A 23,284-nucleotide genomic window follows, 5' to 3' on the forward strand; every position below is an offset into this window, starting at 1 on the left:
ATGAAGAAAATCTTATTTCTCTGGCTAGTTTGCTTATCGGCGTTTGCTCAAACCAAGCAAACGCCAGCTACCGTCACCTATCGAAAGGGCAATGCCAATCAGTTCAACATACGCTTGTCGAAAGCGGGCGTATATATTACCCCGTCGAACTCGGTAACGATTACGGCTGAAATTCGCGGTAGTGCCGAAGGGTGGGTAATTGCCTCTTTCCCAATGATTCTGGCAGATTCGTTGTCGGGTACGTCCCGTGGAACGATTCCAGATTTACAGCAGGGTATTTACTGGCTTGGTTTAAACGTTCGTCGAAGTAATGGTGAACCCAACTTCTACGCTGGCATTGCCAAATTACAAATCGTTCCGACCGGCGAACTTCGGGCTATTTCCGATCCGACTGGGCTTAACATCCGGATCGATGATAATTACCAGATTATCGAAGCATCTCTCGACGATTCGCCATCGGCCGCAATTGCGTCATTCTATGCAGATCGGACTCGGTTAATCGGAGCTCACATTGATTCGGTGCAGGTGCAGGTCGATTCGGTCTCGACGCTGGCTGTAACGAACGTCACCCTTGTTACCCAGGCTGCCCAGAACGCGCACACCTCCGAAACCAATGCGGCCAGCTCAGCCGCATCAGCCAATAGCTCGAAAGTGAGTGCGGCTACATCGGAAACGGCTGCGGCCAGTGCCGCCAGTGCCGCTGCCGGATCGGCTACTAGTGCCGCCACCTCGGCCAGTACCGCCACCACGCAGGCGGGGATTGCCACCGATAAGGCCAGTCAGGCAGCTACCTCAGCCGCCGACGCGGCCGGATCAGCGACGGCCTCCAGTAATAGCGCGGGGCTGGCGGCCAGTCTGGCGGCTTCGGCAGGCAGTTCTGAAACCAATGCGGCCAGCAGTGCTTCAGCGGCCAATGCCAGTAAGCTGTCAGCCGCCACCTCGGAAACCAATGCGGCAGGCTATGCCAGCGCGGCAGCGGGTTCGGCTACATCAGCTAATAACTCGAAAGTAGCAGCGGCCACTTCTGAAACTAACGCAGCAGCCTCCGCGACGGCCGCTAACAACTCGAAGGTTTCGGCGGCTAACAGCGAGACGAATGCCGCCACGAGTGCGAGTAATGCGGCAGGCTCAGCAACGGCCGCTAATGCCTCGAAGGTATCGGCGGGAACCTCCGAAACCAACGCGGCTGGATCGGCCAGCAGTGCAGCCGCTTCGGCCGGTATTGCCACCACGCAGGCAGGGTATGCCAGCGCCAGTGCGGTTTCTGCTTCCACCTCAGCTACCAATGCAGCCGCTTCGGCCAGTGCAGCAGCAACCTCCGCCACATCGGCCCAGAACGCGTATACGGCTACCGTCAGTGCAGTACAGAACGTAACGGTTAACCTGGGCAATATCAGCACCACGGCCACCATCGACATGGGGCTGGCTCCTAACACCTATTTCTATGGCACGCTGGTGGGCAATACAACACTATCGATCACGGGCGTGCAGCCGGGCCGGTCGCTGTATATCGAGCTGATTCAGGGCGGGGCGGGTGGATTCACCGCTACGTTTCCCGCGACGGTACGATTCCCTGGTGGTGCCGCAATCGACTGGAACAGCACGGCGGGACTTTACAACGCATTCAGCCTGGTGGGTAGACCCCTACAAAACGGCTTCAACTTAACCGGCTTCTATTCGAAACAATGAAAAAGCTACTTCTCTTACTACTGCTCCCGCTTTCGCTGCTGGCTCAGCCTACAGTACGCAGCAACATGAGCCAGTTCACGCCCAGTTTGGTGCTGAATTTTACGCAGGGTACCCTGCCGGTAGGCTTAACGTTTACACGTTCATCGGTAGCGACCTATTTCGATGCGTCAGGGGTCATGCAGACGGCAGGGGTTAATCAACCGAGATTCGATTATGATCCGGTGACGCACGTTACCAATGGAATATTAATTGAGGAAAGTCGGACGAATAGCATTTCAGGGGCAGAAATGACGGGCGGTGTTATTGGGGGGAATTTCCCTACTGGTTGGAGTTTCAGCGTTTCAAATGCGACAATTACAGCACAGATTACGAACATATATGTTGACCCTAGAAATAGAAAATGTATAGTTGTTGCATTTTCTGGTACAGCGAGTGGAACATCATACCCCCGTTTCAGATTTCCGCTTGTGTCGGCTTCTAATGGTCAAACGTGGACGGCTAGTTTGACGGTCAAAAGTGTCACATCAAATTATCCTATTACTACGTACTTAGAGGAACAAGGGGGAGCGTATGCTGGAACTGGTATATCAATCCCCTTAATTCAAACGGAACAAAAGCTATCCGTAACTAGAACGCTTAGCAATAGCACCACGACAGGACTTTCATGGATAATAGGCCCAAACCTAACAACAGGGCAGACATGGAACGCATCAATAGAAATTTGTTGCCCTCAACTCGAACAAGGCGCATTCCCTACCTCCTACATTCCCACAACGTCGGCGGCTGTTACAAGGGGTGCTGATGTGTGCTCTACTCCAATGTCTAATTGGTGGAATCCTAATCAGGGAACGTTTTTAGCTGAATGGATGGGGGGGCGTTCCAGTGGTCAGGATTACAGAGGGTGTATTATTTCGACATCTAATGCTAATGCGTTTCTGGGTATGAGACTACCCGCCGAAATGGAGACATGGAATGGGACATCAAATCTAATCGCTAGTGGTCTGTCAACTAACTACAATATCACATTTGGTAAGGCAGTATTTTCTTACGACAATAATTTGTTGGCACGAACGCTAGTTGCTTCTGGAACAACTGTTTCCGGTTCTTATACGGGCCTATATTCAGGAACAGTGCTTTATCTCGGAAGCCGGGGCGGGAATAACCAGTGGATGAACGGCTATATCCGAAAGATAACATACTACCCGCGTCGGCTATCTAACTCTTACCTCCAATCTCTCACCCAATAATGACAACGCTCGAAATTCAACTCGACAGCGCCGAAAAACTACGCGCCAACTGGCCCGCTATTCTGGCCGACCCCGCCAAACTACAGGAATTGCTCGATGCAGAAACGGTCACCGTTGCCGCTCAGGCTGCCATCAATGCGAATGTCGATTGGCGGATCTACACCGGGCGGGTGGACATCGCCATGTATTACCGCGCATTCGGCGAGTTTATCGCCTGGAAAACGCCCTACGTAACCATCAATCTGGATCAGGATTTCACGCAATTGGTGGCCAAATATGTACTGGAGAATAATCCCGAAGTCGGTGGCGCTTATCTGGCGGCAAACGATGGCGTACTGCTGGAGATCCTGCCGCCCTACGTGCCCCCAGTGCCCGAACCTGATCCGGTTGATCCTGAACAGCCTACCGACCCTGAACCCCCTGTCGAATAATGAAAATTGCCCTCCGTAACTTGGCTATTTTCCTGGGAGCCGCCCTGATCAGCGCGGCCCTGTATCCAATCGGGTTTCTAACAACCCTTACGAAAGCCGTGCTTACGGCTAACCAAAAACAGCAACGCCCCGTCGTGTACGTGGGAGAATCGGCGCTGTCGATTGCGCTGAGTCTGGATCTGACGGGCAATGTGATTTGTAAGGATCTGATGAACCTGATCTTCATTAAGCCCGAGGGTCATCTGTTCGGAGACAACCGCGAAACGATCTCCAGTGTGCTGGGCAAAAACAAAGCCACGGGCACGCTTCGCTTTCTGGGGCGTAAACTAGCCGATCTGCTGAACTGGATTCAACCAAACCATGTCGAGCTCGCTGCGGGCACCTTACCATGAAACACCTCCTGTTTTTCTTTCTGTTGCTGGGCTCCAGTATGGGCCTGGCGCAATCGGTCGAAACCGACCCCACCAAACGAGTGCATAAGGATTTCCGTAGTGCTGGCCAGATGGGCCTTTCCGAGCGCAACTATAGCCAGGCTGATTCGCTCAAGGTGCAGACGATGTACGTAAAAGTCATCGTCGATAACAAAGCCCAGGCGAACGCGCAGGCCAGTGGCACCCAGCCCAAAATCATTATTGTGCTGGTCGATGAATCGGATGGCAATCGTAAAAACAAATACATCTACGACGGCGATAACCAGCCATTAGGCTACCCCCTGTTCTAACCATGAAAAAAGGATTGTTTTTATTACTGATCTTTCTGTTATTGGCGCAATCTGTTTTTGCCCAGACGCTGGCTCCTAGAACCGTTGAATCGCAGTCGACAAAGGGTTATACTGATCTGCGCTCAATGTTCGAGGCTGAAGGCAAACGCAATGGCTGGACGCTATCGATACCTACCGCAACGACCTCCGGTACTATTCTGGCCGGGGTTGGCTCCGCTAACGGTGTTCCCGGCTGGGTACGCTACCGGGTTGCCGTTTCGCTGGCATTTACTTCCGTTCCTAAAGGCAAGGCCGTACTGATTCTGGGCGGTAATATTTCCTGCACCAAGCAGGCTGCGGGCAGTTATTTTCTGGATAACAACCTGCTCAATACCAACTACCCCCAGTTTGCCTACGATAATTCAGCCTGGGCCTGCGTGGCCGGGGGCCGTTACGATGTACCGGCCGGTGGCGTTGTTCGATTCAGCTCTCAGCTTCTTAACCCCTCGATCACCGAAATCACCGAGCCATGGAGCTCAACGGTGGCACCGGTTATTAGTTCTACAGCGACGGTTGAGTATGGCGTAAAAGCGGGTATCAATTGGCTGGAGGTAACCGACGATCTGAATTATTCGGCTGAGTATGTTATCGATGTAGTGGGCGACTCGAAACTGGCCGGAACCGGCCCCACCAGCATGAACACAATGCTGGCCTTTTTGATGCGGAATTATTACGCGTCGAAAGGGTATAATGTACGGGTTCGTAATCTATCGGTAGGGGGCGTTACGGCCTACCAGCAGGAATACCGGCTTAATTCAGGCGGGTTTAATTTTCCGGTCAAATCGTGTCTGGGGCTGATTGACCTAAGCACCAACGACGTGCTGACTAGTACAGTGGCGGACAGTACCGGAAAACGAAACGCCCGTATCGCATCGTTTCTACAGGCGCAAAATCCCGGCTCGTTTTGGGCAGTATTTACGACTGGGCCACTTCAGAACACGACCAGTGAAGCGGCTGCCGTCGTTACGAGTGCCTCGATTACGAGTGCCATAAACGCGCTGGCCAATGCTAAAATCAAAGTGGTGTCCGGCATTCGATCGGCTTTTTCGGCGACCAATACCAACTACTATGCAGGGGACGGTGTGCACTGGAGCGATTTAGGGAACAGCGCAGAATGGGCTGTTTTGAAGGCTTTCCTCGATATCAATTTGCCCAACCTGCCCAAACCAGTGATTCGTTAACGCTCAGTAACTCATGGAAAACCCAAAAGAAAAACTTCTCATTTACGACCGGCGCACCATTGCTGCCATGAGCGCTGCTAACCGCGTGCTTGACCGGCTTTCGACCATATCATTTAGTGGTGGCGGAGCAACTGCCTTGGCCAGTGTTATGGCTGGCACGAAGATCGATCTATTATTGCCGATCATTTTTGCCATTGTCGGGGCGTTTTCTCAGGCGGTACGAGAACTGCTAACCTACCTGGTATCTGTATCAGAGATTCGTAATCCTATTAAAGACGCTTAAATGATCCTGTTGATTCTTCTGCAACATGTGGCCGATAAACCGGCTGCTGTCGCCATTGCCGATTCGGGCAATAGTGCTTTAGTACAAACAGCTTTGGCCGCCATTGTATCGGGCGTTGCCGGATTCGCCATTAGGTCTCTGATCGTACGTCCTGCCGAAAAAGTGGAGCAGTACGAAAAAGCCGAACTGAAAGCCATTGCCGACAGCCTAGCCGAGCATAAGGCAGCTTATCTGGTTAACCTGCGGGAATGGACGAGCTGGCGAGAACACCAGTCAGAGCGTACCACCCGACTGGAATTGCAGCAGAAGCTGCTTAACGAACAACTAGCTGAAAAGATTAAGGATTTGACCGAAGACGTAGCCGAAACAAAGGGCATGGCTCAGGATATACGGGAGTCGCTGGCGGGACTGAAAGCACAAATGGATCAAACGATAAAAAGATGGACAGCTTAATCGTACGTCTACTTTCTTTTTTACCCTTCTTCAAAGCGAATTGGGTAAAGCTGGTTTTGATCGCTGCTAGCCTGGTAGCGTTGGTGCTGGTGTTTCGGGGATTGCTGAGCAGCAAAAGTGAGGGGACAATCTACGTACTTCCCGAAGTATCGAAACCCGATTCGGTTTATTCGAAGCCGACCCGGCCAGAACAATCCGCGCAGGTGCGTTGGGATTCACTTAAAAAACTAAAACTATGAAAATTTCAACTGAAAAGATAATCGCCCTAGTGACGGGCGTACTGGCCATGTTGTTTTTTGTCGCTGTCATGGTGCAGGCCCAGCCGGTGCCAATCGAGGATTGTTGTTCGCAGGCAATTAGTTACAAACAACAATTGGAACAGATGACCAAGAGGTACAGCGAATCGTCGAGAGTGCTGGCCGAAACCCGCAAGGCTGGAGACGATCTGGTTGCCGAAAAGGACCGGCGTATAAAATCGCTTCAGGATGAAGCCAACGCTAAGCTAACCTCCGCAAATAGTAGGGACAAAAACTATTTGGATGCACTGAAGATGGTGCGTTCGGAACTGGAAAATGAAATGCTCAGAACTAGGTTTTTGGGCATTGGTAGGCGAAAATGGGCTAAACAATTGAGGGAACGACTACAATAATGGCGGACTTTAACAAAGCATTCGATCTGACGATGAGTAACGAGGGCGGCTTGGCGAACCACCCGTCCGATAAAGGAGGCCTCACCTACAAAGGCATAACGAGTCGCGACTGGCCGAATTGGCCCGGCTGGGTGCAGGTCAACAACGCCCGCAGGCAAACCGGCGATACCGATAAAATTAACCGGATTCTTGCCAATGATGCCGAACTACAGCTTAACGTGCGAAAGTTCTATAAGCTGAATTACTGGGACGTTAACAAGTTGGATCAATTCGATAATCAGGCTATCGCGGAGGAAGTGTTCGATACGGGCGTGAATTGCGGCTGGAAAACGGCGGCTATGATGCTACAGCGGACATTGAACCTGTTGAACATTGTACAAACGCTATATCCGAATATTGTGGTCGACGGAGCCATTGGACCGAAAACACTGGAGCTGGTCAATAAGCATCCACGGCCGAAAGAGGTACTGAAAGTGCTCAATGGCTTGCAGTTTGCGCGATACGTAGGGATTGCCGAAAACGAAGAGTCGCAGGAAGTGTTCTTCAGGAGCTGGCTTAGCCGCGTGGTAATGGCAGCATAAATTGGATAATTAGGTTAAGAAAACGGAAATCCCGGCTCGTATTGAAGCCGGGATTTTTTGTGCCAATCACTCATCGACTAGAATTGCTTTTAATTTTTTTAGCTCTGCATCATAGCCAGCGATGGCTGTATCAAAGCTGTCCTGAGCCAGCCGAAGACGCTCTCGTAAAGCTTGAACTGACTCGGGAGTTTTACAGGAAGCAATATCATCGGTGATGTGCATCCTCTCAAGAAGAATCCTATCGACTTCCTGTTTGGTCGCATCGACCATTTTTTTTTGCTCTTTCCAGGCAGCCAATCGCTCATTAAACTTACGACGCGATTCCCATTGCAGATCCCATTCCGGTGTCTTATCCAGAATCAATGCTTCATCCTGAGCAGGGGTTACAACAAGTTGAAGCAAGGTTTCTGCCTCTTTTTCTTTTTTTAGCGTTCGCAAAAGCGCAACAGCACCTACAATAACTAACCCAATCCCAAGGATTATAATGGATATGTAGATAAAGAAGAGATTTTTCATGGACTTGTTCTATTGAATTACGATTGAGTAGCGTAATTAGTTACCAATTAAACAATAATTAAATAATTTTTACACTAAATAGGATTATAATTATTTAATCGCTGACACAATTGGAAACCTGATCGTAGTAGTAATTACTGGATAGCAGGTTATTAGGTTGCTCATTAGGGCCTCTTTGTAGAAACATCGAAGGATAGCTTTTTTGGTCGCTACACGTATCAAGCTCTAACAAAAGGAAAATCTAACGTTGTGTTATATAGATGCTGTTACTAGCAACACCTTTTGCACAATATTATTTATTGGTTACAAGATGCCTGTTTTCTTTACGCTGCGATCCCTCACATGGATAGCCTAAATCTCGGTTTCTGTAGAGCCAGGTTTAGTGGTGTGGATAGAAGATAAGGAAAGCCAGGCTTGATTTACAGTCTGGCTTTTTTGTACAAGGTAATCGCTTCTGTTAAAGAATAGGGAAATGAAAAGCCCGGTCGCTATGTGGCCGGGCTTTTTTGGTAAAGGTTAATTTGAGATGCTGTATTAAGAACAATAATCGGCCATTTGGGCGATCAGCTAATCCGCCTTATATACTGGAATGCCTCTGCAACATGAGGAGTCCTGTAAATCGGCCCACCTGGTTTACTCCCAGATATTACGATTGTTTCAGCCTTAGAATGTTCGTTCATCTCTACAATAGCTGTATGCGGCTGGCCATTGACCAAAAAACAGATGTAGCTATTTGTTTCATGGTAGACCATCGGTCCCAGCGTATCAGTCAAGTTTATCAGTTTATTCATTTTCGCAATTTTTGGCACGTTTCCGGCCGATTTTGACACGTTTTTTGGAATTTTTATCCCACTTTTCGCAATTCATGGTCGAAGTGCTGTATATCTCCAACCCTGAAAGCCGTTCATTTCTGGCAGGCCCGATATGGACACCCAATTCACCATTACCAGCACATAGCCTGTCTGATCGCGCTCGTTATGCCATTCCCAATTTGAAGCCATATCCAGATCGACAATATGGAAATAGCCTCGTACCTGACCAGCATAAATCATATAACATAGCGACCCGACAAGGCTTTGCTTAGGCGGTCGAGGCAGACGAATTGTCCAGTACATCTTTTGTCCATCTCGGATCGTTTCACCATCGCACATTTTGCACACACGTTCAGCGAGTAGCCAGTTTTTAAATCGCCCTTTCGGAATGGTAGCAATAATATTTTTCATTCTGATTTGCCAGTGCAGGCCGGTCGTTCAGTGGTTTCTACTCCATCACGCATCTGATATGTTTCTGTATACTCTGGCTTCTTCCTACGCTTCACGCAGCCGCATTTTATACAGGTCGTACTTTCTCCCCAGCGAGGCTTTCCGGCCCATTTATGACGTTCGTTGCCCGGTACAACCTTGGGAGCTTTGGCCTCGTTGAGATGGACGAGGCCAATTCCGGGAATATGCTGAAAGCTCATGGTACACTATTGAGAAAGAAGTTTCGGAGATAGACGGGCATTTGTTGAGGCTTAAACGACTCAGCACTTGGCGTAAAAAATGTAACGTCAGGCGGCAGATCAACCTCGAAAACACCCAGTTTCCCCAAAACAGGGAACTTACGGGAGAGCCAGCGCAGATCGTCCAGAATCAGCGCCCAGCCATTATCGAAAACCTGAATGCAGGCTTCTTCTTCGTGCGCTTTCGTCATCGGCACAATGTCAACAACATTGGCTACACAAACAGCCAGGCCTGCATTAGGCGTGCGGCTACAGGCCGAAGCGGTAAACAGCGTATCGCCACGATATGAGCGGTAAATCCAGTTTTTACGCGTCTCAATCGTCTTGACTTTATACTCGACTAGCGAAAGCCAGGGCGTTGGATTCTTCGGACAGTTGTCTTGTAGGGTTATCGCTTTCATTGATTCGTCGCCTTATATCGTTCTACCTCAGCTTTCCAGTACTGCTCGACCTGGATAAACATATCATCCATAGCAAAGAAAGCAGTCTCGTCAGGTAAGTCTGCTATATCGTCTCGCATACAAACGAGTAGTTGGCCCCAGGCACCGAAAAATGCCTGTTTGAGTTGGATGCGCTGCATAGGGTGCATCTGCGCTTCGCTGAGCTTTATTCGCTCCAGAAATAACTGGTATTGGTGCTCAACGTTGAATGGATTAGTTGTTTGCGGCATTATTTTTTTGTTTTTGGTTCGTACTTGCCACAGGCGAAGTAGTTGCTGTTGTGATCCGTGGACGCTCCGCCCGAATCGCCACGGATATTGCATTTGGAGTATGTATTCGCAAATCGCTTGAAGTACTGATGAGCACAGCTTTTACAGCGCACACCAGCAGGACCAGAGCCGAAATAGGTGATCAGCGGGTTGGATTTAGGCTTAGCCTTAATTTTCCGCTTCCTTTTTTTTGGGGTAACTGGCACCTCTATACGATTCCCGAAAAGATCAGTCTGTAGTATCATCATCGTTAGCCGTTTTGCGTTTGTTATAATCCTTATACCCTAGCTGCTTCAGCGCTCGAAGCCGCAGCAGCCGCTCATTGTAAGCCATCGTATGCGGAAGGCCTGCCAGCAGATCCTGTAAATGAATTTGCAGCTGCCCAGGACTGTAAAAGCTGGTGAGGAATCGCATTTTTCGCAGTACCTCCGGATCGACAGGCTTCGGCTCCAGCACTGGAGCCGACTTCCTGCCCATTCTTTTCTGCCTTGTTGCGGCCATAGGCTTAATCCGATCCGACGGCTTCGCTCAGTGGCCGCAGGTTGCGCCCTTCTTCTGCATCATAGGGGAAAATCTCCAGGATTTTCGTTGTATTCACGTCCGTGATCTCGAAGGGATCGAGGGCGGTTTTCAGGCTCAACTCCACTCGTTCGTAAGCCTGTTTAGGATTCTCGCCATTCACGAGCATCACACTGGGCGATTTCTTCTGTTTTCCGGTCCGTTCGTCTTCAGTTATAAACATGGCCTTAACCTTATACCAGGTTTCGCCACCCTCTTCATGGTTGAAGACGTCAGCGAGTTTCATTCGAGAAATGCCTGTTACTTCAAAATCTGGCGTATTGGCCGGCACTACTTCGTAAAGCCGTTTTTCGGCTTCTGTGTAGCTGACAGCATCAATTAGATAGTGTTCTGTTACAGACTGCTGACGAATGAACTGATCATTACGGGTTCCGACGTTTGCGTCGTCGATGGGTTGTTGGTAGCGGATTTTTCCGAGGAACCATTTAGGCATTTCAATAAAAATTTAAAGGGTGAAAAATTAGAGTAAGTCTGGATTGATCAGGCGGCTGCGCGATATGCGTCTGAAATGGGGAAGTCGCTTTTCGAAGTACCTGAGCGGTTCTGTGATTAGTACAGGCTCGAAATGACCTCTAAGCTGAACGCGTACATAGGGAGTATCGCTGATGAAGCCAAAAATGTCGTTGATAGCCGTCAGCCCAAGTGCGGGCAGCATAATGTATCCTGGCGGCTCTTTGTCACGTAATTGAGGATGCGCCATGTAAGTAATCGTTTACCTGTTGTTGAAATTCTTCGAACGTGCGGGGAATGATCACCTGATAACCGAGCGCTCGCAGGTGAGCGTGTACAATGTGCTGCTGCGGAGATACGACACCCTTCACCGTTTTTAACTCAGCGAACAGACCGTAGTATTCAGAATTGGGAAACGGAATGATGGTATCGGGAAAGCCTGGCAATAGCCCTTCCTCAATCATCTTTCGGGCTTCGGCGGGTGAGCGATCGCCAGCGTTTGGAATAGCCGCAATCATCAACTGCCGGTAGGTCATCCTGAACCAATCAATGCACAGGGTTTGCAGATTGTGTTCAACCTGATCGACATAATGCTTACGGAAATCAGCAGCCGACATTTCGTTATTATTTTGCTTCTTCATTCAACTGTCGTTTTAGGTAGTCATTCAAAAACAGGCGTTTGGCATAGGCTTCGATCCGTTTGTGATGGTCATAGCCGTATTCGCCAATCTGGGCAAGTTCTATGAGCCTTTCCAGTTGGGTACGTTTGCCGGGCTCCTGAATGGAGGTATTGGATTTTTCCCGCTCGAGTAGTTTGGGCAGTGCGGACTTGGCTTTACGGTAGAAATAGTCGGCCTGATCGTCATTGATTGTCAGTCTACCGTTTTGGTAAAGCCAATCAAAGATCCCGTTGCCAGCATCGAAGTAGAACTTGCCCTCCCTTACCTCCGCTTTTGCCAGCTCCAGGGCATTTTCCATGAAAGCAGTTATTTCTTCTGGCGTCTGCTTCCTCTCGCTTTCGATGAGTAGTTGCTGGGCAAATACCCGGTTGACCTCCAGATCTTCCCGCAGATAGTTATTGTAAGCAGCTAGAACAATACCAACGTGTTTGGGGGAAAGCAGAGAAAACAGTTCGTCGATTTTTAGGATACGCTGGCAGGCCAGGTTGTAAGCGGCAACAACTTCCTCGCAGGTTAGCTTCTCGCCATAATTCGCCTGTAGCCAGGCCGTACAGGCCGCTACTTCGGCAATGTGAATATCGAGGTCGCGTTCATCGAGTTTGATACCAAGTAGAATTGTTACCTCATTCCACATCGATTCTAACTGTTCGTCCGTCGCCTGACCGATCCGCGTTCCCTCTATTTTGGCCGACACGGCTAAGGCTGCCTGGGGGGATAAGGGCAAGCTTTTTACTTTGCTTACCTGAAATGCTGGTTCCTTTCTGGCCAGCACTATGGTTTGATTGCGTATTGCGAGTTGCTGGTTCATTTTGTTGTTTTTGTTGGTCTTTGAGATAGCCTGGGTACCAGTTTTCCAATCGGGACTTCAAAATGAATTTGTCCTGAGTGTACCAGAGCTCCTGTCCGATGTGCGCTGAGTTCGTTGCGTTGTCGACCTTCGCCGTCCACTTTTCCAGAAAATTGACGTACATCTCGACTGGGTACTTATCAGGATTATCGCGAATGAATCGCTTCACGAGTTCCTGCAACTTCCCGTCGCCGTACTTCTTTTTGGGGGAAAGGGGGGCGGCCGCAACAGGGGGGGTTGGGGGCTTTTCTTCAGCCGGTAGGTTTGATTGATTCATTCCAACCGCTTCGCCCGCACCAGAGGAGGAAGAGGAAGCTATAGGGTTCTCTTCAGAGTTCTCTATTAGTTCTCTATCCTTATATAAGCTATCAGGAATTTCCTTATAGGGTCTAAGGTTTTTCCTTATAGGGTCTAAGGAATTTCCTGATAGTGGCATATCGCTTTCTGAAGGACTATAAGGAAATTCCTTATAGTCACTATCAGCTTTTTCCTTATACCGATCTGCCTTGTTTTTGTATGGTATAAGGATTTTCCTTATAGGCTGGATCGTACGTAGATTTTTCTTTTCGGGAAAGATTTTCGTACTGATCAGTCCGGCTTTTTCCAACGTCCGAACCAGGTCTGAGACCGTTTGCGGGTGTATGTCGATGGCCTGCGACAATTCTTTGTTGCTGTCCACGCAAATGCCAGCCGGATTCATACCAGCCCGGTAACAGATCCGGGCTAGTAGAAACCGTTCCGCTGGTGTACGCTTGAGCGCCATTATTTCCTCATCAATCCACAGGCTATCCACAAGAAATTCAGAATTAATAGACTAAGCCTCCGGGAACCAGCCGATTGTAGTCAGCCAGAAACACAAAGAGGCCATAGAGGAGCAAACCAGCCCAGCCAATAATCATGGCCCAGGCGAAGGCCGAAAAGGTAGAGGACTGTTTCATAGGAATGCCTGAGAAAGAAGCCGTAATTCAAGTCGGTACCATTCGCGTATTTCTCGACGTATACGTTCGGCTTCGGCCTTTTCTTCTTTGAGTTTGGCGTGGTTACGTCGACGGATCTTCATCGGGATATGTTGTTAAATCCGTGAGAATCCAGCCAGTTGAAAAGCATCAGGAGCGCGATTGCGCCTATGAACAGAATCGCGCAGTGCAGCAGGGAGGTCTTCCAGTTATTTTTCATGCGGCCACCTCCTCTCTTGCTTTTTGCAGGGCAAGCCGACGGCGGTAGATGGTGCCAGCCAGTTCTAGGGTAGGGGCAAAAATTTTAGTATCCGAAATTCGCTGTGGCCGAGATCCCCGCTCGTAAGCCCACTCTTCCGCAATGGCAGCGAATAGCTTGTTGGTGAGGGTAATGACTTCCAGATCACTATTCAGGTCCTCCAGAAAGCCAATGAAACGTAACTCCCGAATTGTTTTCATGACCTCAACAATCCGGTATCGCCCCTGGGGAATATTAGCCATCACCTCATCAATAGAGAAGCCATTCAGATCGTGAGTCAAAGGCAAAAAATGGCCTCGCCCCTTCTGATGATCTTTGGCGGCCTGACAGCAGGCTTTAAGAACAATTTTCAGCCTATCGCGATCGCCAGGTTCGGTAGGGCGATTAAACAGGTACTCCACTCTGGATATATTCATGACAGCAAGGTTTAGGCCCGGTTGTAAGCCGGGCCGGGTTAGGTATGGGTTAGAGCAGTGAGCAGTAGTCCGCTATGAGCGTTTGGGGAATTGTAAGGGCTGGCTGTTGGGCTTTGAGTGAAGCCGATTTCTTCGTGCGGCATATTGAAATATGCGGCTGTAGCGTATTGCAGTTGATCTCTATGCGTTCCAGAATACCCGACCCTAAATCATTTACCGGCAGAGTAAACGGCATAGGCAGGGTAACCGTCGTTTTCATCGTTGGCGTAAGCGAATGGATCGTCGCCAGACCGTCTTCAATTGTGTAAACGGCTACCTGCTTAGTCTCGAAATCATAATCCCAGCGGCCGCAAACTTTTTCGACATTGGCGGAATCACCGTAAAGAGCAAGGAGAATCGTGTTCGTTTTCATAATTTTGTTGCGTTGTTAAACTACATCGTAAAATTGCAAACTGTTCGTTTTATTTGCAAGTCAAATTGCAAAAAAATATTTCAGTTTGTACTTACACTGTAGCGCTGGTCCGGCCAATACGTTTCGTTTTGGTCGGATTTTTTTTTGAATTTTTGTCTGTTAACGCAATCAGAATACGGCGCTCAGCGGCTTTCGGCTCAATTTTTTTTGCCATTAGATAAGCTCTAATGGAATAGATACAATAAAAAGGTCGATCGCCCTGATAGCGAAAGGTCAGCTCGCCTGCTAAATGAATACGACGCAGGGTTTCATGGGATACATCCAGCGCCTGCATCGTCTGGGTACGATCCAGCCAGGCAACCTGCACTAATAAGGAACGAAGAAAATTAAGCTCATCTACCTGGGACAGAACCAACTCTTTCAGCTCTTCAAATTCTTTATAATCAACAACTTGTAGCATCCTGTATTAATTGTTTCGCTAATTCAAGCCGTTTTTCTCCTCGTTCCAGCTTCGCTTTTTGGTATGCTTTAATACCCGCCAAAATTTGTTCCTCTGATTTTTCGCTCACTGGCTTCCTCCGAGCGTAGTCATAAATCGTCGTATGGGAGGCCTGGCAATAATCGGCTAATGCTTGCACCGATATCTTTCGAATCGTTTCCTGAATCCGGGTAAACGTTTCTAAGTCCTGCTGTGTTGGGGACAATTCGGCCGTTACTCTTCCTCGTCTCATTGTTGTATTTGTAATTTTATTTGCAAATTGACCGTATATCCATCGTATGAACCATTCTTCAATGGAATTGCAATTATACCAAATAGTACGAACAATTTGCAAATAAAATTACAATAAATTGTGCAAAACCCGAGCAACCTGTTAGAAGTGCCCCATCATATTCCAAACTCCGATCGAAAAGAGCGGCTGAAAACAGTGCTGAAAATGCATTTTGACAATAAAGCCCTTACGATGTCTGAGAAAACCGGGCTTTCGACTCCCGATGTCTCCAGGCTTCTTTCGGATAAGTATAAACTTCGTGCACGCCTACAAAAATTTGAACTCATAAAGAATATTACAGGCGTATCGGTCGACTGGCTTGAATCGGGCAAGGCGCCAATGTATCTCGATGATGATGCCCGGTCAAAACCTCGCCCGACGGATAGTGAGTTATTTGCCAAATTCATGGCGACCTCACCTGTAGGGATTAATGAACTGGCCAGGCGGATGAATCGGAGCCCGTCAACGGTCAGTAGTTATCAGGAACCGACACGGATACTATCCGAAGATATTAAAACGGAAATTGTCGCTGGGCTCGGTGTTTCCTATGATGAGGTATTTGGCCGTGGTGTACGTCGTGACTTAGTACCTGGCGAACCTATCGATGAGATTGAGTATGTAGAACTGCCCATGGTGCCCCTTAAAGTTCGTGGCGGCTCTGACGTGGCCAGATACTGGCAGAATCCTACCCAAACGTATCGCATTCCAAAAAAAGATATTCCACCCGGTCCGCCACGTGATTGGTGGATCATCGAGGTCAATGGTGACAGCATGGGTGACAGATTACCTTCGGGCTCCCGAGTTCTGGCCTATCGGTTGTCCAAAGAAAGCGACTGGCGGCTTGCTCCCGCTCGTGTGTGGGCGATTCAATATGGAGAGGAATTTGTCATTAAGCGCGTAAGGGCGAATAATCTGGAACGCGACAAGGGCCTGCTCCTATATTCTGATAACCCGCCACCAGATCCATTCTTTGTAGCCGCCGAGGATATTCACCAAATCTGGATTGTCAGGAAAAGATTTATTGAAGACGAAGTATACTAGTCATGAGCCGTCCAACTATCCGTTTTTGTCTGAAGGCAGAACCCAACCGTCATGGCAATCACGTTGTACGGCTCCGCATTACTTCCCAGCGAGTTAGTCGATTTATTGCCACAACGGTTGAAATAAAACCGAATCAACTCAATCCAAGACCAAGCCCAGAAAACAGAAACTGGATTCGGTCAACTCCATTTAAAGAAGAATACAACCTGGCGCTTGATGTGCTGTGGAAGCGGGCGGTTGCTGTGATCAGCGATGTAGATCACACGGCGACCGCCGAACAGATCAAGGAGCGGATATTAGCCTTAATCTCGGATGAGGCCCCTAAACCCTTAGTCGAACCCGTCGATTTTATTGTCTATGCTGAAAGCTTCATCAAAAGGCGTGGCGAATCGGGCACTACGGATACCTATAAAAACGCAGTTGGTGCCTTTAAAAAGTTCTGCGGTAAGCCATCGCTGATGTTTGATGAAATAACAATGCTACTGCTAAAGGAGTGGCGAGCCTGGTTACAGCAAAAGTATACAGGGAATACGCCGTGGCTTTACCACTTGCGAATGAAAACAATCGCCTTCGAAGCAGTTGAAGACCTGCCCGATCTGCCCAGTACGGCTTTTGCCGATGCATTCCGGCGCGTAAAGATCCCCAAAAAGCGGACCGTCAAACAACGATTATATCCCGACGAAATTGAAAGGTTGGCCAACCTCGATTTAATGTGGAATAGCAGCTTACGACGAACCCGCGATACATCGCTACTGATGTATTATGCGCATGGTATGCGGGTGGGTGATGCGCTCAGGCTACGGGCTTCAAATTATGTGATTGTGACGGGCCCCAATGGTGAGGAGCAGCATCGGCTCATTTACACCATGACCAAAACCAAGAAGCCGAAAAACGTTTTGCTGCCACCGGTTGCCGTGGCTCTATTGAAACCATACCGGGAGGCCTGCACCTCACCACAGGATACGCTTTTCCCGTTTCTGCGTCGCATTATCGACGCCGGTTATACTGAATATCGGTTTTCGCAGAAAGTCATCATTGCAGCCGTCCAAATGCGGGTTGATCTCCAGCGCCTGGCCAAAAAAGCCAAAATAGACAAACCGCTATCACCGCACGTTTTCAGGCATAGCTTTGCGGACTTTGCCCGTCGATCCGGCTTGCCGGTTACGCGTATAAAAGATGCGCTGGGGCATGATCAACTGACGACAACGCAAGGATACATGGAAGACTTAGACCAATTGTCAGTCGATGAGGTCGCTGATTTATTCGATTAGGATAACAGTAGGACAACACTCAGGCGAAAGAGTCAGATTATTACAAACTAAAATATATCTATTTACACCTGTAACCCTGTTATTATCTGAAAGAGGGATACTTGTAATCCACAAAGTGTGAGTTTCTTTGCAATTTAGTCAGAAAAGCTAGTTTCAACGTCCTCCTATGCGTTACCTGCCCATTGATAAGCAACTTTTTGTTACCAACCGTCAACGGTTGTCGCGTTTACTGAAACCCAAATCACTGGTTGTTGTAAACGCCAATGATATTATGCCCACCAACGCCGACGGGACTATGACGTTTCGGCAAAACAACGATTTATTTTACCTGACGGGTGTTGATCAGGAAGAAACCCAACTCGTTTTATTTCCTGACCACCCCGATCCTAAATTTCGGGAGGTATTGTTTCTGCGTGAAACCAGCGAACTGATTGAAATCTGGGAGGGACATAAGCTAACGAAAGCCGAAGCAGAACAAACAACAGGAATTCCGCAAAAGCAAATCTACTGGACGCATCAGTTCGAACAGATTTTTATTCAGATGGTTTTTGAGGCTGAGCACACATATCTGAATACGAATGAACACACCCGCGCTGGTGTTGAGGTTCAGAGCCGTGATGCCCGGTTTATTAACGAATTCAAACAGAAGTACCCACTTCATCATCTGGAACGCCTGGCCCCTTTGATGCATTATCTGCGGGCTATCAAGCAGCCACAGGAAGTACCACTTATTCAGACGGCTATCGATATTACCGAAAAAATGTTCCGCCGATTGCTGGGCTTCATTAAACCTGGGGTGTGGGAATATGAAATTGAGGCCGAAATGATGCACGAATACCTGCGTAACCGGTCGCGGGGATCAGCCTACTCCCCCATTATTGCATCGGGAGCCAATGCCTGTGTGCTTCATTATATCGATAACAGTCAGCAATGTCAGGATGGAGATGTGATTCTGCTCGATATTGGAGCCGAATATGCAAACTACAATGCCGACATGACCCGCTCGGTACCCGTTAACGGGCGATTTACAGAACGCCAGCGTGCTGTTTACGATGCGGTACTGCGCGTGATGAAAGAAGCCAAACAACTACTTCGCCCTGGTAATCTCTGGGACGAGTATCACCGGGAGGTTGGCAAAATAATGGAGTCAGAATTAATAGAATTGGGCTTACTGGACCGCCAGGACGTTGAGAAACAGGACCCCGACGCACCTTTGTACAAGAAATATTTCATGCATGGCACGTCGCATTTTCTGGGCCTCGATGTGCATGATGTTGGCAACAAATACCGAAAAATGGAGGCTGGAATGGTATTTACGGTAGAGCCGGGTATTTATATTCCCGCCGAAAAGCTCGGCATTCGATTGGAAAATAATGTAATCATTACCGAAACGGGCAATGTAGACCTAATGGCTAATATCCCGCTTGAAGCCGAAGAAATTGAAGAACTGATGAATGCATAAGATTGATTTATGGTTTACGGTTATTCTGCTAATAAGCATACATCCTCCTACTGCAGAGCAACCGTAAACCATAAACGCTTATTTCATCTCGGCCTTTTTTGCCGTTTCGCGTTCGAGAGCGATGTTCAGGCTTGAATAGATCCGACGAATAGCGGTTTCCAACCGCTCCCAGCCCGCATCGGTCCGGAGGTCAATATCGCCAATATGGTCGCGTTGGGTGCTGGTTAAGACAATGTGGGTAACAGCGGCAACCATCAGGCTCGTAATCGCAATCGGGTCGTAGTCAGAATAGGGAGCCAACCGATCTACCAGTTTTTTGTATGAGTTGTCACGGAATTCGGCCAACCGACGGGCGAGTTCGGTTTCGCCATGGCTCATTTCCCAGCGGATCAATTCCTGCGATGGTTTCCGAGTGCGAAATTCACGCATGAACTGGATCGTGTACTCAGACCACACTTTGCTTCGGTTTTCGGCAGGCAAATTGTCGGGTACTGCATCCAGAAACTTCTCATTAAACATAGAGAGGAAGAATCCGCGTTGTACGTACGCTTCCAACAAGCCATTCCAGCCACCAAAGTATCGGTAGATGAGGACTTTATTAACACCGGCTTTTTCGGCTACGGCATTAATACCGGCTTTTTCAGTTCCTCGCTCTGCCATCACATCACCCATTGCCCGCAAGATGCGCTCCATGGTCATCTGGCGGTTTCTACGCTTGACAATCTTCATACTGCTAGTAGTTTTTTGTGTTAAAGAGGGCGTAATGTCTCTACATTCGTTGCAAAGACAAACAAAGAAATCTACTGAAACTTTCGTCTGGCTACAAATATGTGCATAACAAATGATGTTATCAAGAGATAAGTCAATGTCGCACAGGAAATCTTGCAAATTGGCCTTCAAGGTCAGTAATTGCCTCTCCTATTTTTGCTTTTGAGACAACTACTGGGAGCCAAAATGGGAAAAAAGGGTTAGTATGCCAGTCGGGAGCTACCGCAAAGGCGAGCTTCACCTGCAACAGAAACTCATCGGCATCGACCGAAATGCATTCAATACTTAACGAGGGGTCGGCAAAGAGCAAACGTTCTGAGGAGTAACCTCCCTGATAAAGGTGGCGAAGCCAGGTCAGAAGTTGTTCAATTTCATACGTATAGAGCACAGCGGCCTTTGCCGTTGAGCGATGATGCCACCAGCCCGAGCGGACAGCTACCCATAGTCGATTTAGGTCAACTGTCGACGAGTTGGCCGTTGGGTACTGATAATCCAGAAGATCAAGTTGAAAAAAACTACGTTGGCCAACCAGAAGCATACTATCGGACAAGATTGAAGCAACGTGTTAACCGCACAGTCGAATTATCTTCTGTACACGCGGAATCGACAACCTGGCAATATAGGTTGCACCCGAACTATGCAGCTATTGCGCTGTGTGTACAACAAGGTCATTATCAAAAAAGTATGTGCAATTATCGTTCTGGATAACTGGCTAACTGCCCCGACAAATCCTGGATGGCTTCGTGCAGTTGTTTCCGGTTCAGTAGCAGGTCCATTTCCAGTGGAAAATCAGGATAAGCGTGCCAGGATGGCGTTAGCGCATGATCCAGTTGAATCTGAAGCCTGTATGTATCGCCGGGCAGCGCTGTAGCTTCGAAGCTCAGTCCTGGCTCCGAAAAAGTCAATACCACATGATGAGCAGCTTTGTTCCAAAGCGAACGCAGGCTGCTAAGCATTCGGCCAACTTCCCATGTCTGCAATGGAGTTGCCTGCGAATCGTGCTGCTGCCGCCAGATGGTCGATATACGACATCGCAGATTATTGCGGTCGCGCCAGTTAGCAGTTTTAGCGCCGTAGCCTAAAATTGAGAATTCAAACGAGCCAGCAGAGGAGATAAATTTCATAACGTTATGTTGCCGAGATAAACACAAGATTTGTCTACTCAACAAATATACTATTCAATTGTTTTGCAAGCAAACCAACAACCAGATTAAAGTAGATGTTTAGAAATCATTAAGTTATCAGATATCCGTGTGGAAGCGCAGCTAATAGCCAACTCTCTAACTGACTTTGTCTATCTTTGCGGCCGAAAAAAGTGATCAAACGAATATGGCAAAAGTGCTCATTATTGGAGCGGGTGGTGTAGGGAGCGTAGTGGCGCACAAATGTGCGATGAACAGCACTGTCTTCACCGAAATACTGCTCGCAAGTCGCACCAAAGCAAAGTGCGACCGAATTGCGGCTGAAATTCAGGAAATGCATGGCATCAGCATTCAAACGGCACAGGTCGATGCCGATGTTGTGGCTGAAGTTGTGGCCCTGATTCGGTCGTTCAATCCGGTTTTGGTTATCAATGTCGCTCTCCCCTACCAGGATCTGCCCATTATGGATGCCTGTCTGGAGGCAGGAGTTCACTACATGGATACAGCCAACTATGAACCTAAAGATGTTGCCAAATTTGAGTATAGCTGGCAATGGGCTTATAAAGAACGTTTCGAGCAGGCTGGTTTGATGGCGCTGCTCGGCTGTGGTTTCGATCCGGGGGCTACCCAGGTATTTACGGCCTATGCTAATAAACACCATTTCGACCGGATGGATTACCTCGACATTGTCGACTGCAATGCCGGAAACCATGGTAAAGCCTTCGCCACCAACTTTAATCCGGAAATCAATATTCGTGAAATTACCCAGCCGGGCCGTTATTGGGAAAATGGCGAATGGATTGAAATACCCGCCATGAGTATTCACAAACCCATCGACTACCCCGAAATCGGCCCCAGAGAGTCGTATGTATTATATCACGAAGAGCTGGAATCGCTGGTAAAAAACTTTCCAACCTTAAAACGGGCGCGGTTCTGGATGACATTCGGGCAGGCTTACCTGACTCATCTGGAAGTGTTGCAGAATGTGGGCATGACCCGTATCGATCCGGTGAAGTTCAATGGTATGGATATTGTTCCACTCGAATTTCTGAAAGCCGTTTTACCCGCTCCCGATACCCTCGGCGAAAACTATACGGGCCAAACCAGCATTGGTTGCCAGATTAAAGGGGTAAAAGACGGCACTGATCGTACGTACTACATCTGGAATAATTGCGACCATGCCGAAACCTATCGCGAAGTACGCGGCCAGGCCGTTAGCTACACTACGGGCGTACCGGCTATGATTGGCGCTATGCTGATGGTAACGGGCGTATGGATGAAACCGGGCGTGTGGAACTGCGAAGAACTGGACCCCGATCCGTTCATCGACCAGATGAATAAGCAGGGATTGCCCGTTAATGAGCGAGTCGATATTCCTTTACCTCACGACTATTAGCCATCAGGGGTTTTATAAATTTAACGTTTACTCAGGATATTTATCGGGCCTGGGTAAACGTTAAATTCTTAACCTACTGCTTTTTATGAAACGTATTCTTGTTGGGTTACTGATTCTGACCAGTACCGTTAGCCAGGCACAAACCAACGTCGATCCTACGGCCGATTTGCGGTTAAATAATCTCAACAACCCCTCGACTGGCTCCCTCATTCTACGAGTCGATACGCGATATGAAGGCCAGCATGGCTCGCCTTATTTACTCCCCGACTGGTCGAACGGCCAGGTTAGCCTGCGCGACGGCCGACAATATAAAGACGTTCCTCTCAAATTCGACGCGTACCGGCAGGCATTAGTGTTGCTTCGCCCCAAATCAGGCAACGATTCGATTATTATTGACCGCCAGACAGTCACTCGCTTTTTGCTAATGGGCAAAGATGGCCAGTCGTATTTATTTGGCCGTTATCCAACCGCTAAAGCGAGCGATGAAACCATAAAAGACGGCTACTTTCTGATTCTGTATGCAGGAAAATCATCGTTGCTGAAACGGGTCGCCAAAACCTTTAAACCAGCCGATTATAAAGGTGGGTATTCGTCGAACGTCCGCTACGATTCCTACAACGATGCCATTTCTTACTATTTGCTTAAACCAGACCAAACGCTTACCAAAGTCAAGCTATCGAAAAAAGCGTTGCTGGAAGCCATGAGCGATCAGGAAGATGCGTTAAAGACCTTTGCCGATCAACAGAAACTCACATTTAAAACCGAAGATGATGCCATTACGCTGGTGAAACAGTATGATAACCTCTAGCCTTCATCTTTCTTTTAGAATATATTT

Annotated in this window: 36 protein-coding genes; 16 read left to right on the forward strand and 20 right to left on the reverse strand. The window is 48.4% G+C overall.

Going from position 1 to position 23,284, the window contains the following annotated elements; genetic code table 11:
* The 11 genes from WBJ53_RS26160 to WBJ53_RS26210 are packed head-to-tail and all read left to right on the forward strand — an operon-like array spanning position 1 to position 7,274.
* Positions 1-1,689 carry a hypothetical protein gene (locus tag WBJ53_RS26160; protein WP_338871734.1) on the forward strand — a complete coding sequence of 563 codons (1,689 nt, stop codon included), beginning with the start codon at positions 1-3 and terminating at the stop codon, positions 1,687-1,689.
* Entirely contained in the window at positions 1,686-2,936 is a 1,251-nt protein-coding gene (locus tag WBJ53_RS26165) for a hypothetical protein (protein WP_338871736.1), read from the forward strand. The genes WBJ53_RS26160 and WBJ53_RS26165 overlap by 4 nt, the downstream gene beginning before the upstream one ends.
* Positions 2,936-3,367 carry a hypothetical protein gene (locus tag WBJ53_RS26170; protein WP_338871738.1) on the forward strand — a complete coding sequence of 144 codons (432 nt, stop codon included), beginning with the start codon at positions 2,936-2,938 and terminating at the stop codon, positions 3,365-3,367. Before WBJ53_RS26165 ends, WBJ53_RS26170 begins: the two co-directional genes overlap by 1 nt.
* On the forward strand, positions 3,367-3,759 hold the full coding sequence (locus WBJ53_RS26175) for a hypothetical protein (protein ID WP_338871740.1): 393 nt from the start codon (positions 3,367-3,369) through the stop codon (positions 3,757-3,759). Before WBJ53_RS26170 ends, WBJ53_RS26175 begins: the two co-directional genes overlap by 1 nt.
* Positions 3,756-4,088 carry a hypothetical protein gene (locus WBJ53_RS26180; RefSeq protein WP_338871742.1) on the forward strand — a complete coding sequence of 111 codons (333 nt, stop codon included), beginning with the start codon at positions 3,756-3,758 and terminating at the stop codon, positions 4,086-4,088. Before WBJ53_RS26175 ends, WBJ53_RS26180 begins: the two co-directional genes overlap by 4 nt.
* Before the next feature lie 2 nt (positions 4,089-4,090).
* Positions 4,091-5,308, forward strand: a complete 1,218-nt coding sequence (locus WBJ53_RS26185) for an SGNH/GDSL hydrolase family protein (RefSeq protein ID WP_338871744.1) — start codon at positions 4,091-4,093, stop codon at positions 5,306-5,308.
* Positions 5,309-5,321: 13 nt separating this feature from the next.
* Positions 5,322-5,591 (forward strand): hypothetical protein, encoded by a 270-nt coding sequence (locus WBJ53_RS26190; RefSeq protein WP_338871746.1) that lies wholly within the window; start codon positions 5,322-5,324, stop codon positions 5,589-5,591.
* The gene (locus tag WBJ53_RS26195; protein ID WP_338871748.1) at positions 5,592-6,044 is read left to right on the forward strand and encodes a hypothetical protein; all 453 of its coding nucleotides are present in this window, start codon (positions 5,592-5,594) and stop codon (positions 6,042-6,044) included.
* Positions 6,032-6,283, forward strand: a complete 252-nt coding sequence (locus tag WBJ53_RS26200) for a hypothetical protein (protein WP_338871749.1) — start codon at positions 6,032-6,034, stop codon at positions 6,281-6,283. The genes WBJ53_RS26195 and WBJ53_RS26200 overlap by 13 nt, the downstream gene beginning before the upstream one ends.
* Complete coding sequence (locus tag WBJ53_RS26205; RefSeq protein ID WP_338871751.1) at positions 6,280-6,693, forward strand: hypothetical protein; 414 nt, start codon at positions 6,280-6,282, stop codon at positions 6,691-6,693. The genes WBJ53_RS26200 and WBJ53_RS26205 overlap by 4 nt, the downstream gene beginning before the upstream one ends.
* A complete protein-coding gene (locus WBJ53_RS26210) occupies positions 6,693-7,274 on the forward strand; it encodes a glycosyl hydrolase 108 family protein (protein WP_338871753.1) in 582 nt (193 codons plus the stop codon). Before WBJ53_RS26205 ends, WBJ53_RS26210 begins: the two co-directional genes overlap by 1 nt.
* Positions 7,275-7,340: 66 nt before the next feature.
* Here WBJ53_RS26210 and WBJ53_RS26215 read toward each other — a convergent pair whose 3' ends face one another.
* The 17 genes from WBJ53_RS26215 to WBJ53_RS26295 form a co-directional block, all read right to left on the reverse strand.
* Positions 7,341-7,790, reverse strand: coding sequence for a hypothetical protein (locus WBJ53_RS26215; protein WP_338871755.1), 450 nt, complete (start codon positions 7,788-7,790; stop codon positions 7,341-7,343).
* A gap of 863 nt (positions 7,791-8,653) precedes the next feature.
* Entirely contained in the window at positions 8,654-9,013 is a 360-nt protein-coding gene (locus WBJ53_RS26220) for a hypothetical protein (protein WP_338871757.1), read from the reverse strand.
* Positions 9,010-9,252: a hypothetical protein gene (locus WBJ53_RS26225; protein ID WP_338871759.1), complete on the reverse strand. Its 243-nt coding sequence runs from the start codon at positions 9,250-9,252 to the stop codon at positions 9,010-9,012. The genes WBJ53_RS26220 and WBJ53_RS26225 overlap by 4 nt, the downstream gene beginning before the upstream one ends.
* Positions 9,249-9,692, reverse strand: a complete 444-nt coding sequence (locus tag WBJ53_RS26230) for a hypothetical protein (RefSeq protein WP_338871761.1) — start codon at positions 9,690-9,692, stop codon at positions 9,249-9,251. Before WBJ53_RS26230 ends, WBJ53_RS26225 begins: the two co-directional genes overlap by 4 nt.
* On the reverse strand, positions 9,689-9,961 hold the full coding sequence (locus WBJ53_RS26235; RefSeq protein WP_338871763.1) for a hypothetical protein: 273 nt from the start codon (positions 9,959-9,961) through the stop codon (positions 9,689-9,691). The genes WBJ53_RS26230 and WBJ53_RS26235 overlap by 4 nt, the downstream gene beginning before the upstream one ends.
* A 267-nt stretch (positions 9,962-10,228) precedes the next feature.
* On the reverse strand, positions 10,229-10,501 hold the full coding sequence (locus WBJ53_RS26240; RefSeq protein WP_338871765.1) for a hypothetical protein: 273 nt from the start codon (positions 10,499-10,501) through the stop codon (positions 10,229-10,231).
* 4 nt (positions 10,502-10,505) lie between these two features.
* On the reverse strand, positions 10,506-11,012 hold the full coding sequence (locus WBJ53_RS26245) for a DUF4494 domain-containing protein (protein WP_338871767.1): 507 nt from the start codon (positions 11,010-11,012) through the stop codon (positions 10,506-10,508).
* 27 nt (positions 11,013-11,039) lie between these two features.
* On the reverse strand, positions 11,040-11,279 hold the full coding sequence (locus WBJ53_RS26250) for a LytTR family transcriptional regulator DNA-binding domain-containing protein (RefSeq protein ID WP_338871769.1): 240 nt from the start codon (positions 11,277-11,279) through the stop codon (positions 11,040-11,042).
* Positions 11,257-11,670: a hypothetical protein gene (locus WBJ53_RS26255; RefSeq protein WP_338871771.1), complete on the reverse strand. Its 414-nt coding sequence runs from the start codon at positions 11,668-11,670 to the stop codon at positions 11,257-11,259. Before WBJ53_RS26255 ends, WBJ53_RS26250 begins: the two co-directional genes overlap by 23 nt.
* Positions 11,654-12,343, reverse strand: coding sequence for a hypothetical protein (locus WBJ53_RS26260; protein WP_338871773.1), 690 nt, complete (start codon positions 12,341-12,343; stop codon positions 11,654-11,656). Before WBJ53_RS26260 ends, WBJ53_RS26255 begins: the two co-directional genes overlap by 17 nt.
* Positions 12,333-13,349: a helix-turn-helix domain-containing protein gene (locus WBJ53_RS26265; RefSeq protein ID WP_338871775.1), complete on the reverse strand. Its 1,017-nt coding sequence runs from the start codon at positions 13,347-13,349 to the stop codon at positions 12,333-12,335. Before WBJ53_RS26265 ends, WBJ53_RS26260 begins: the two co-directional genes overlap by 11 nt.
* A gap of 13 nt (positions 13,350-13,362) precedes the next feature.
* Positions 13,363-13,494 carry a hypothetical protein gene (locus tag WBJ53_RS26270; protein WP_338871777.1) on the reverse strand — a complete coding sequence of 44 codons (132 nt, stop codon included), beginning with the start codon at positions 13,492-13,494 and terminating at the stop codon, positions 13,363-13,365.
* Positions 13,491-13,616, reverse strand: a complete 126-nt coding sequence (locus WBJ53_RS26275; RefSeq protein ID WP_338871779.1) for a hypothetical protein — start codon at positions 13,614-13,616, stop codon at positions 13,491-13,493. Before WBJ53_RS26275 ends, WBJ53_RS26270 begins: the two co-directional genes overlap by 4 nt.
* A 112-nt stretch (positions 13,617-13,728) precedes the next feature.
* Positions 13,729-14,187, reverse strand: a complete 459-nt coding sequence (locus tag WBJ53_RS26280) for a hypothetical protein (RefSeq protein WP_338871781.1) — start codon at positions 14,185-14,187, stop codon at positions 13,729-13,731.
* Positions 14,188-14,236: 49 nt separating this feature from the next.
* Complete coding sequence (locus WBJ53_RS26285; protein WP_338871783.1) at positions 14,237-14,599, reverse strand: hypothetical protein; 363 nt, start codon at positions 14,597-14,599, stop codon at positions 14,237-14,239.
* Positions 14,600-14,690: 91 nt separating this feature from the next.
* Complete coding sequence (locus tag WBJ53_RS26290) at positions 14,691-15,059, reverse strand: hypothetical protein (RefSeq protein ID WP_338871785.1); 369 nt, start codon at positions 15,057-15,059, stop codon at positions 14,691-14,693.
* Complete coding sequence (locus tag WBJ53_RS26295; protein ID WP_338871787.1) at positions 15,043-15,330, reverse strand: hypothetical protein; 288 nt, start codon at positions 15,328-15,330, stop codon at positions 15,043-15,045. Before WBJ53_RS26295 ends, WBJ53_RS26290 begins: the two co-directional genes overlap by 17 nt.
* A 120-nt stretch (positions 15,331-15,450) precedes the next feature.
* Between WBJ53_RS26295 and WBJ53_RS26300 the strand changes: the two genes are divergently transcribed.
* The 3 genes from WBJ53_RS26300 to WBJ53_RS26310 all read left to right on the forward strand — a co-directional run bounded on the left by WBJ53_RS26300 (position 15,451) and on the right by WBJ53_RS26310 (position 19,143).
* The gene (locus tag WBJ53_RS26300) at positions 15,451-16,410 is read left to right on the forward strand and encodes a S24 family peptidase (protein ID WP_338871789.1); all 960 of its coding nucleotides are present in this window, start codon (positions 15,451-15,453) and stop codon (positions 16,408-16,410) included.
* Between the two features lie 2 nt (positions 16,411-16,412).
* Entirely contained in the window at positions 16,413-17,681 is a 1,269-nt protein-coding gene (locus tag WBJ53_RS26305) for a site-specific integrase (RefSeq protein ID WP_338871791.1), read from the forward strand.
* Between the two features lie 166 nt (positions 17,682-17,847).
* The gene (locus WBJ53_RS26310; protein ID WP_338871793.1) at positions 17,848-19,143 is read left to right on the forward strand and encodes an aminopeptidase P N-terminal domain-containing protein; all 1,296 of its coding nucleotides are present in this window, start codon (positions 17,848-17,850) and stop codon (positions 19,141-19,143) included.
* A gap of 78 nt (positions 19,144-19,221) precedes the next feature.
* Here the strand turns inward: WBJ53_RS26310 and WBJ53_RS26315 are convergent, their stop codons facing one another.
* The 3 genes from WBJ53_RS26315 to WBJ53_RS26325 all read right to left on the reverse strand — a co-directional run bounded on the left by WBJ53_RS26315 (position 19,222) and on the right by WBJ53_RS26325 (position 21,035).
* Positions 19,222-19,842 carry a helix-turn-helix domain-containing protein gene (locus tag WBJ53_RS26315; protein ID WP_338877238.1) on the reverse strand — a complete coding sequence of 207 codons (621 nt, stop codon included), beginning with the start codon at positions 19,840-19,842 and terminating at the stop codon, positions 19,222-19,224.
* 163 nt (positions 19,843-20,005) lie between these two features.
* Complete coding sequence (locus tag WBJ53_RS26320) at positions 20,006-20,461, reverse strand: hypothetical protein (protein ID WP_338871795.1); 456 nt, start codon at positions 20,459-20,461, stop codon at positions 20,006-20,008.
* 142 nt (positions 20,462-20,603) lie between these two features.
* The gene (locus WBJ53_RS26325; RefSeq protein WP_338871797.1) at positions 20,604-21,035 is read right to left on the reverse strand and encodes a hypothetical protein; all 432 of its coding nucleotides are present in this window, start codon (positions 21,033-21,035) and stop codon (positions 20,604-20,606) included.
* Between the two features lie 172 nt (positions 21,036-21,207).
* Between WBJ53_RS26325 and WBJ53_RS26330 the strand changes: the two genes are divergently transcribed.
* Both WBJ53_RS26330 and WBJ53_RS26335 read left to right on the forward strand, forming a co-directional pair.
* Positions 21,208-22,449: a saccharopine dehydrogenase family protein gene (locus WBJ53_RS26330; RefSeq protein ID WP_338877239.1), complete on the forward strand. Its 1,242-nt coding sequence runs from the start codon at positions 21,208-21,210 to the stop codon at positions 22,447-22,449.
* An 85-nt stretch (positions 22,450-22,534) separates the two neighbouring features.
* A complete protein-coding gene (locus tag WBJ53_RS26335) occupies positions 22,535-23,257 on the forward strand; it encodes a hypothetical protein (protein WP_338871798.1) in 723 nt (240 codons plus the stop codon).
* The last annotated feature ends 27 nt before the right edge of the window (positions 23,258-23,284 follow it).

The sequence above is a fragment of the Spirosoma sp. SC4-14 genome (genome assembly GCF_037201965.1).
Lineage (GTDB): Bacteria > Bacteroidota > Bacteroidia > Cytophagales > Spirosomataceae > Spirosoma.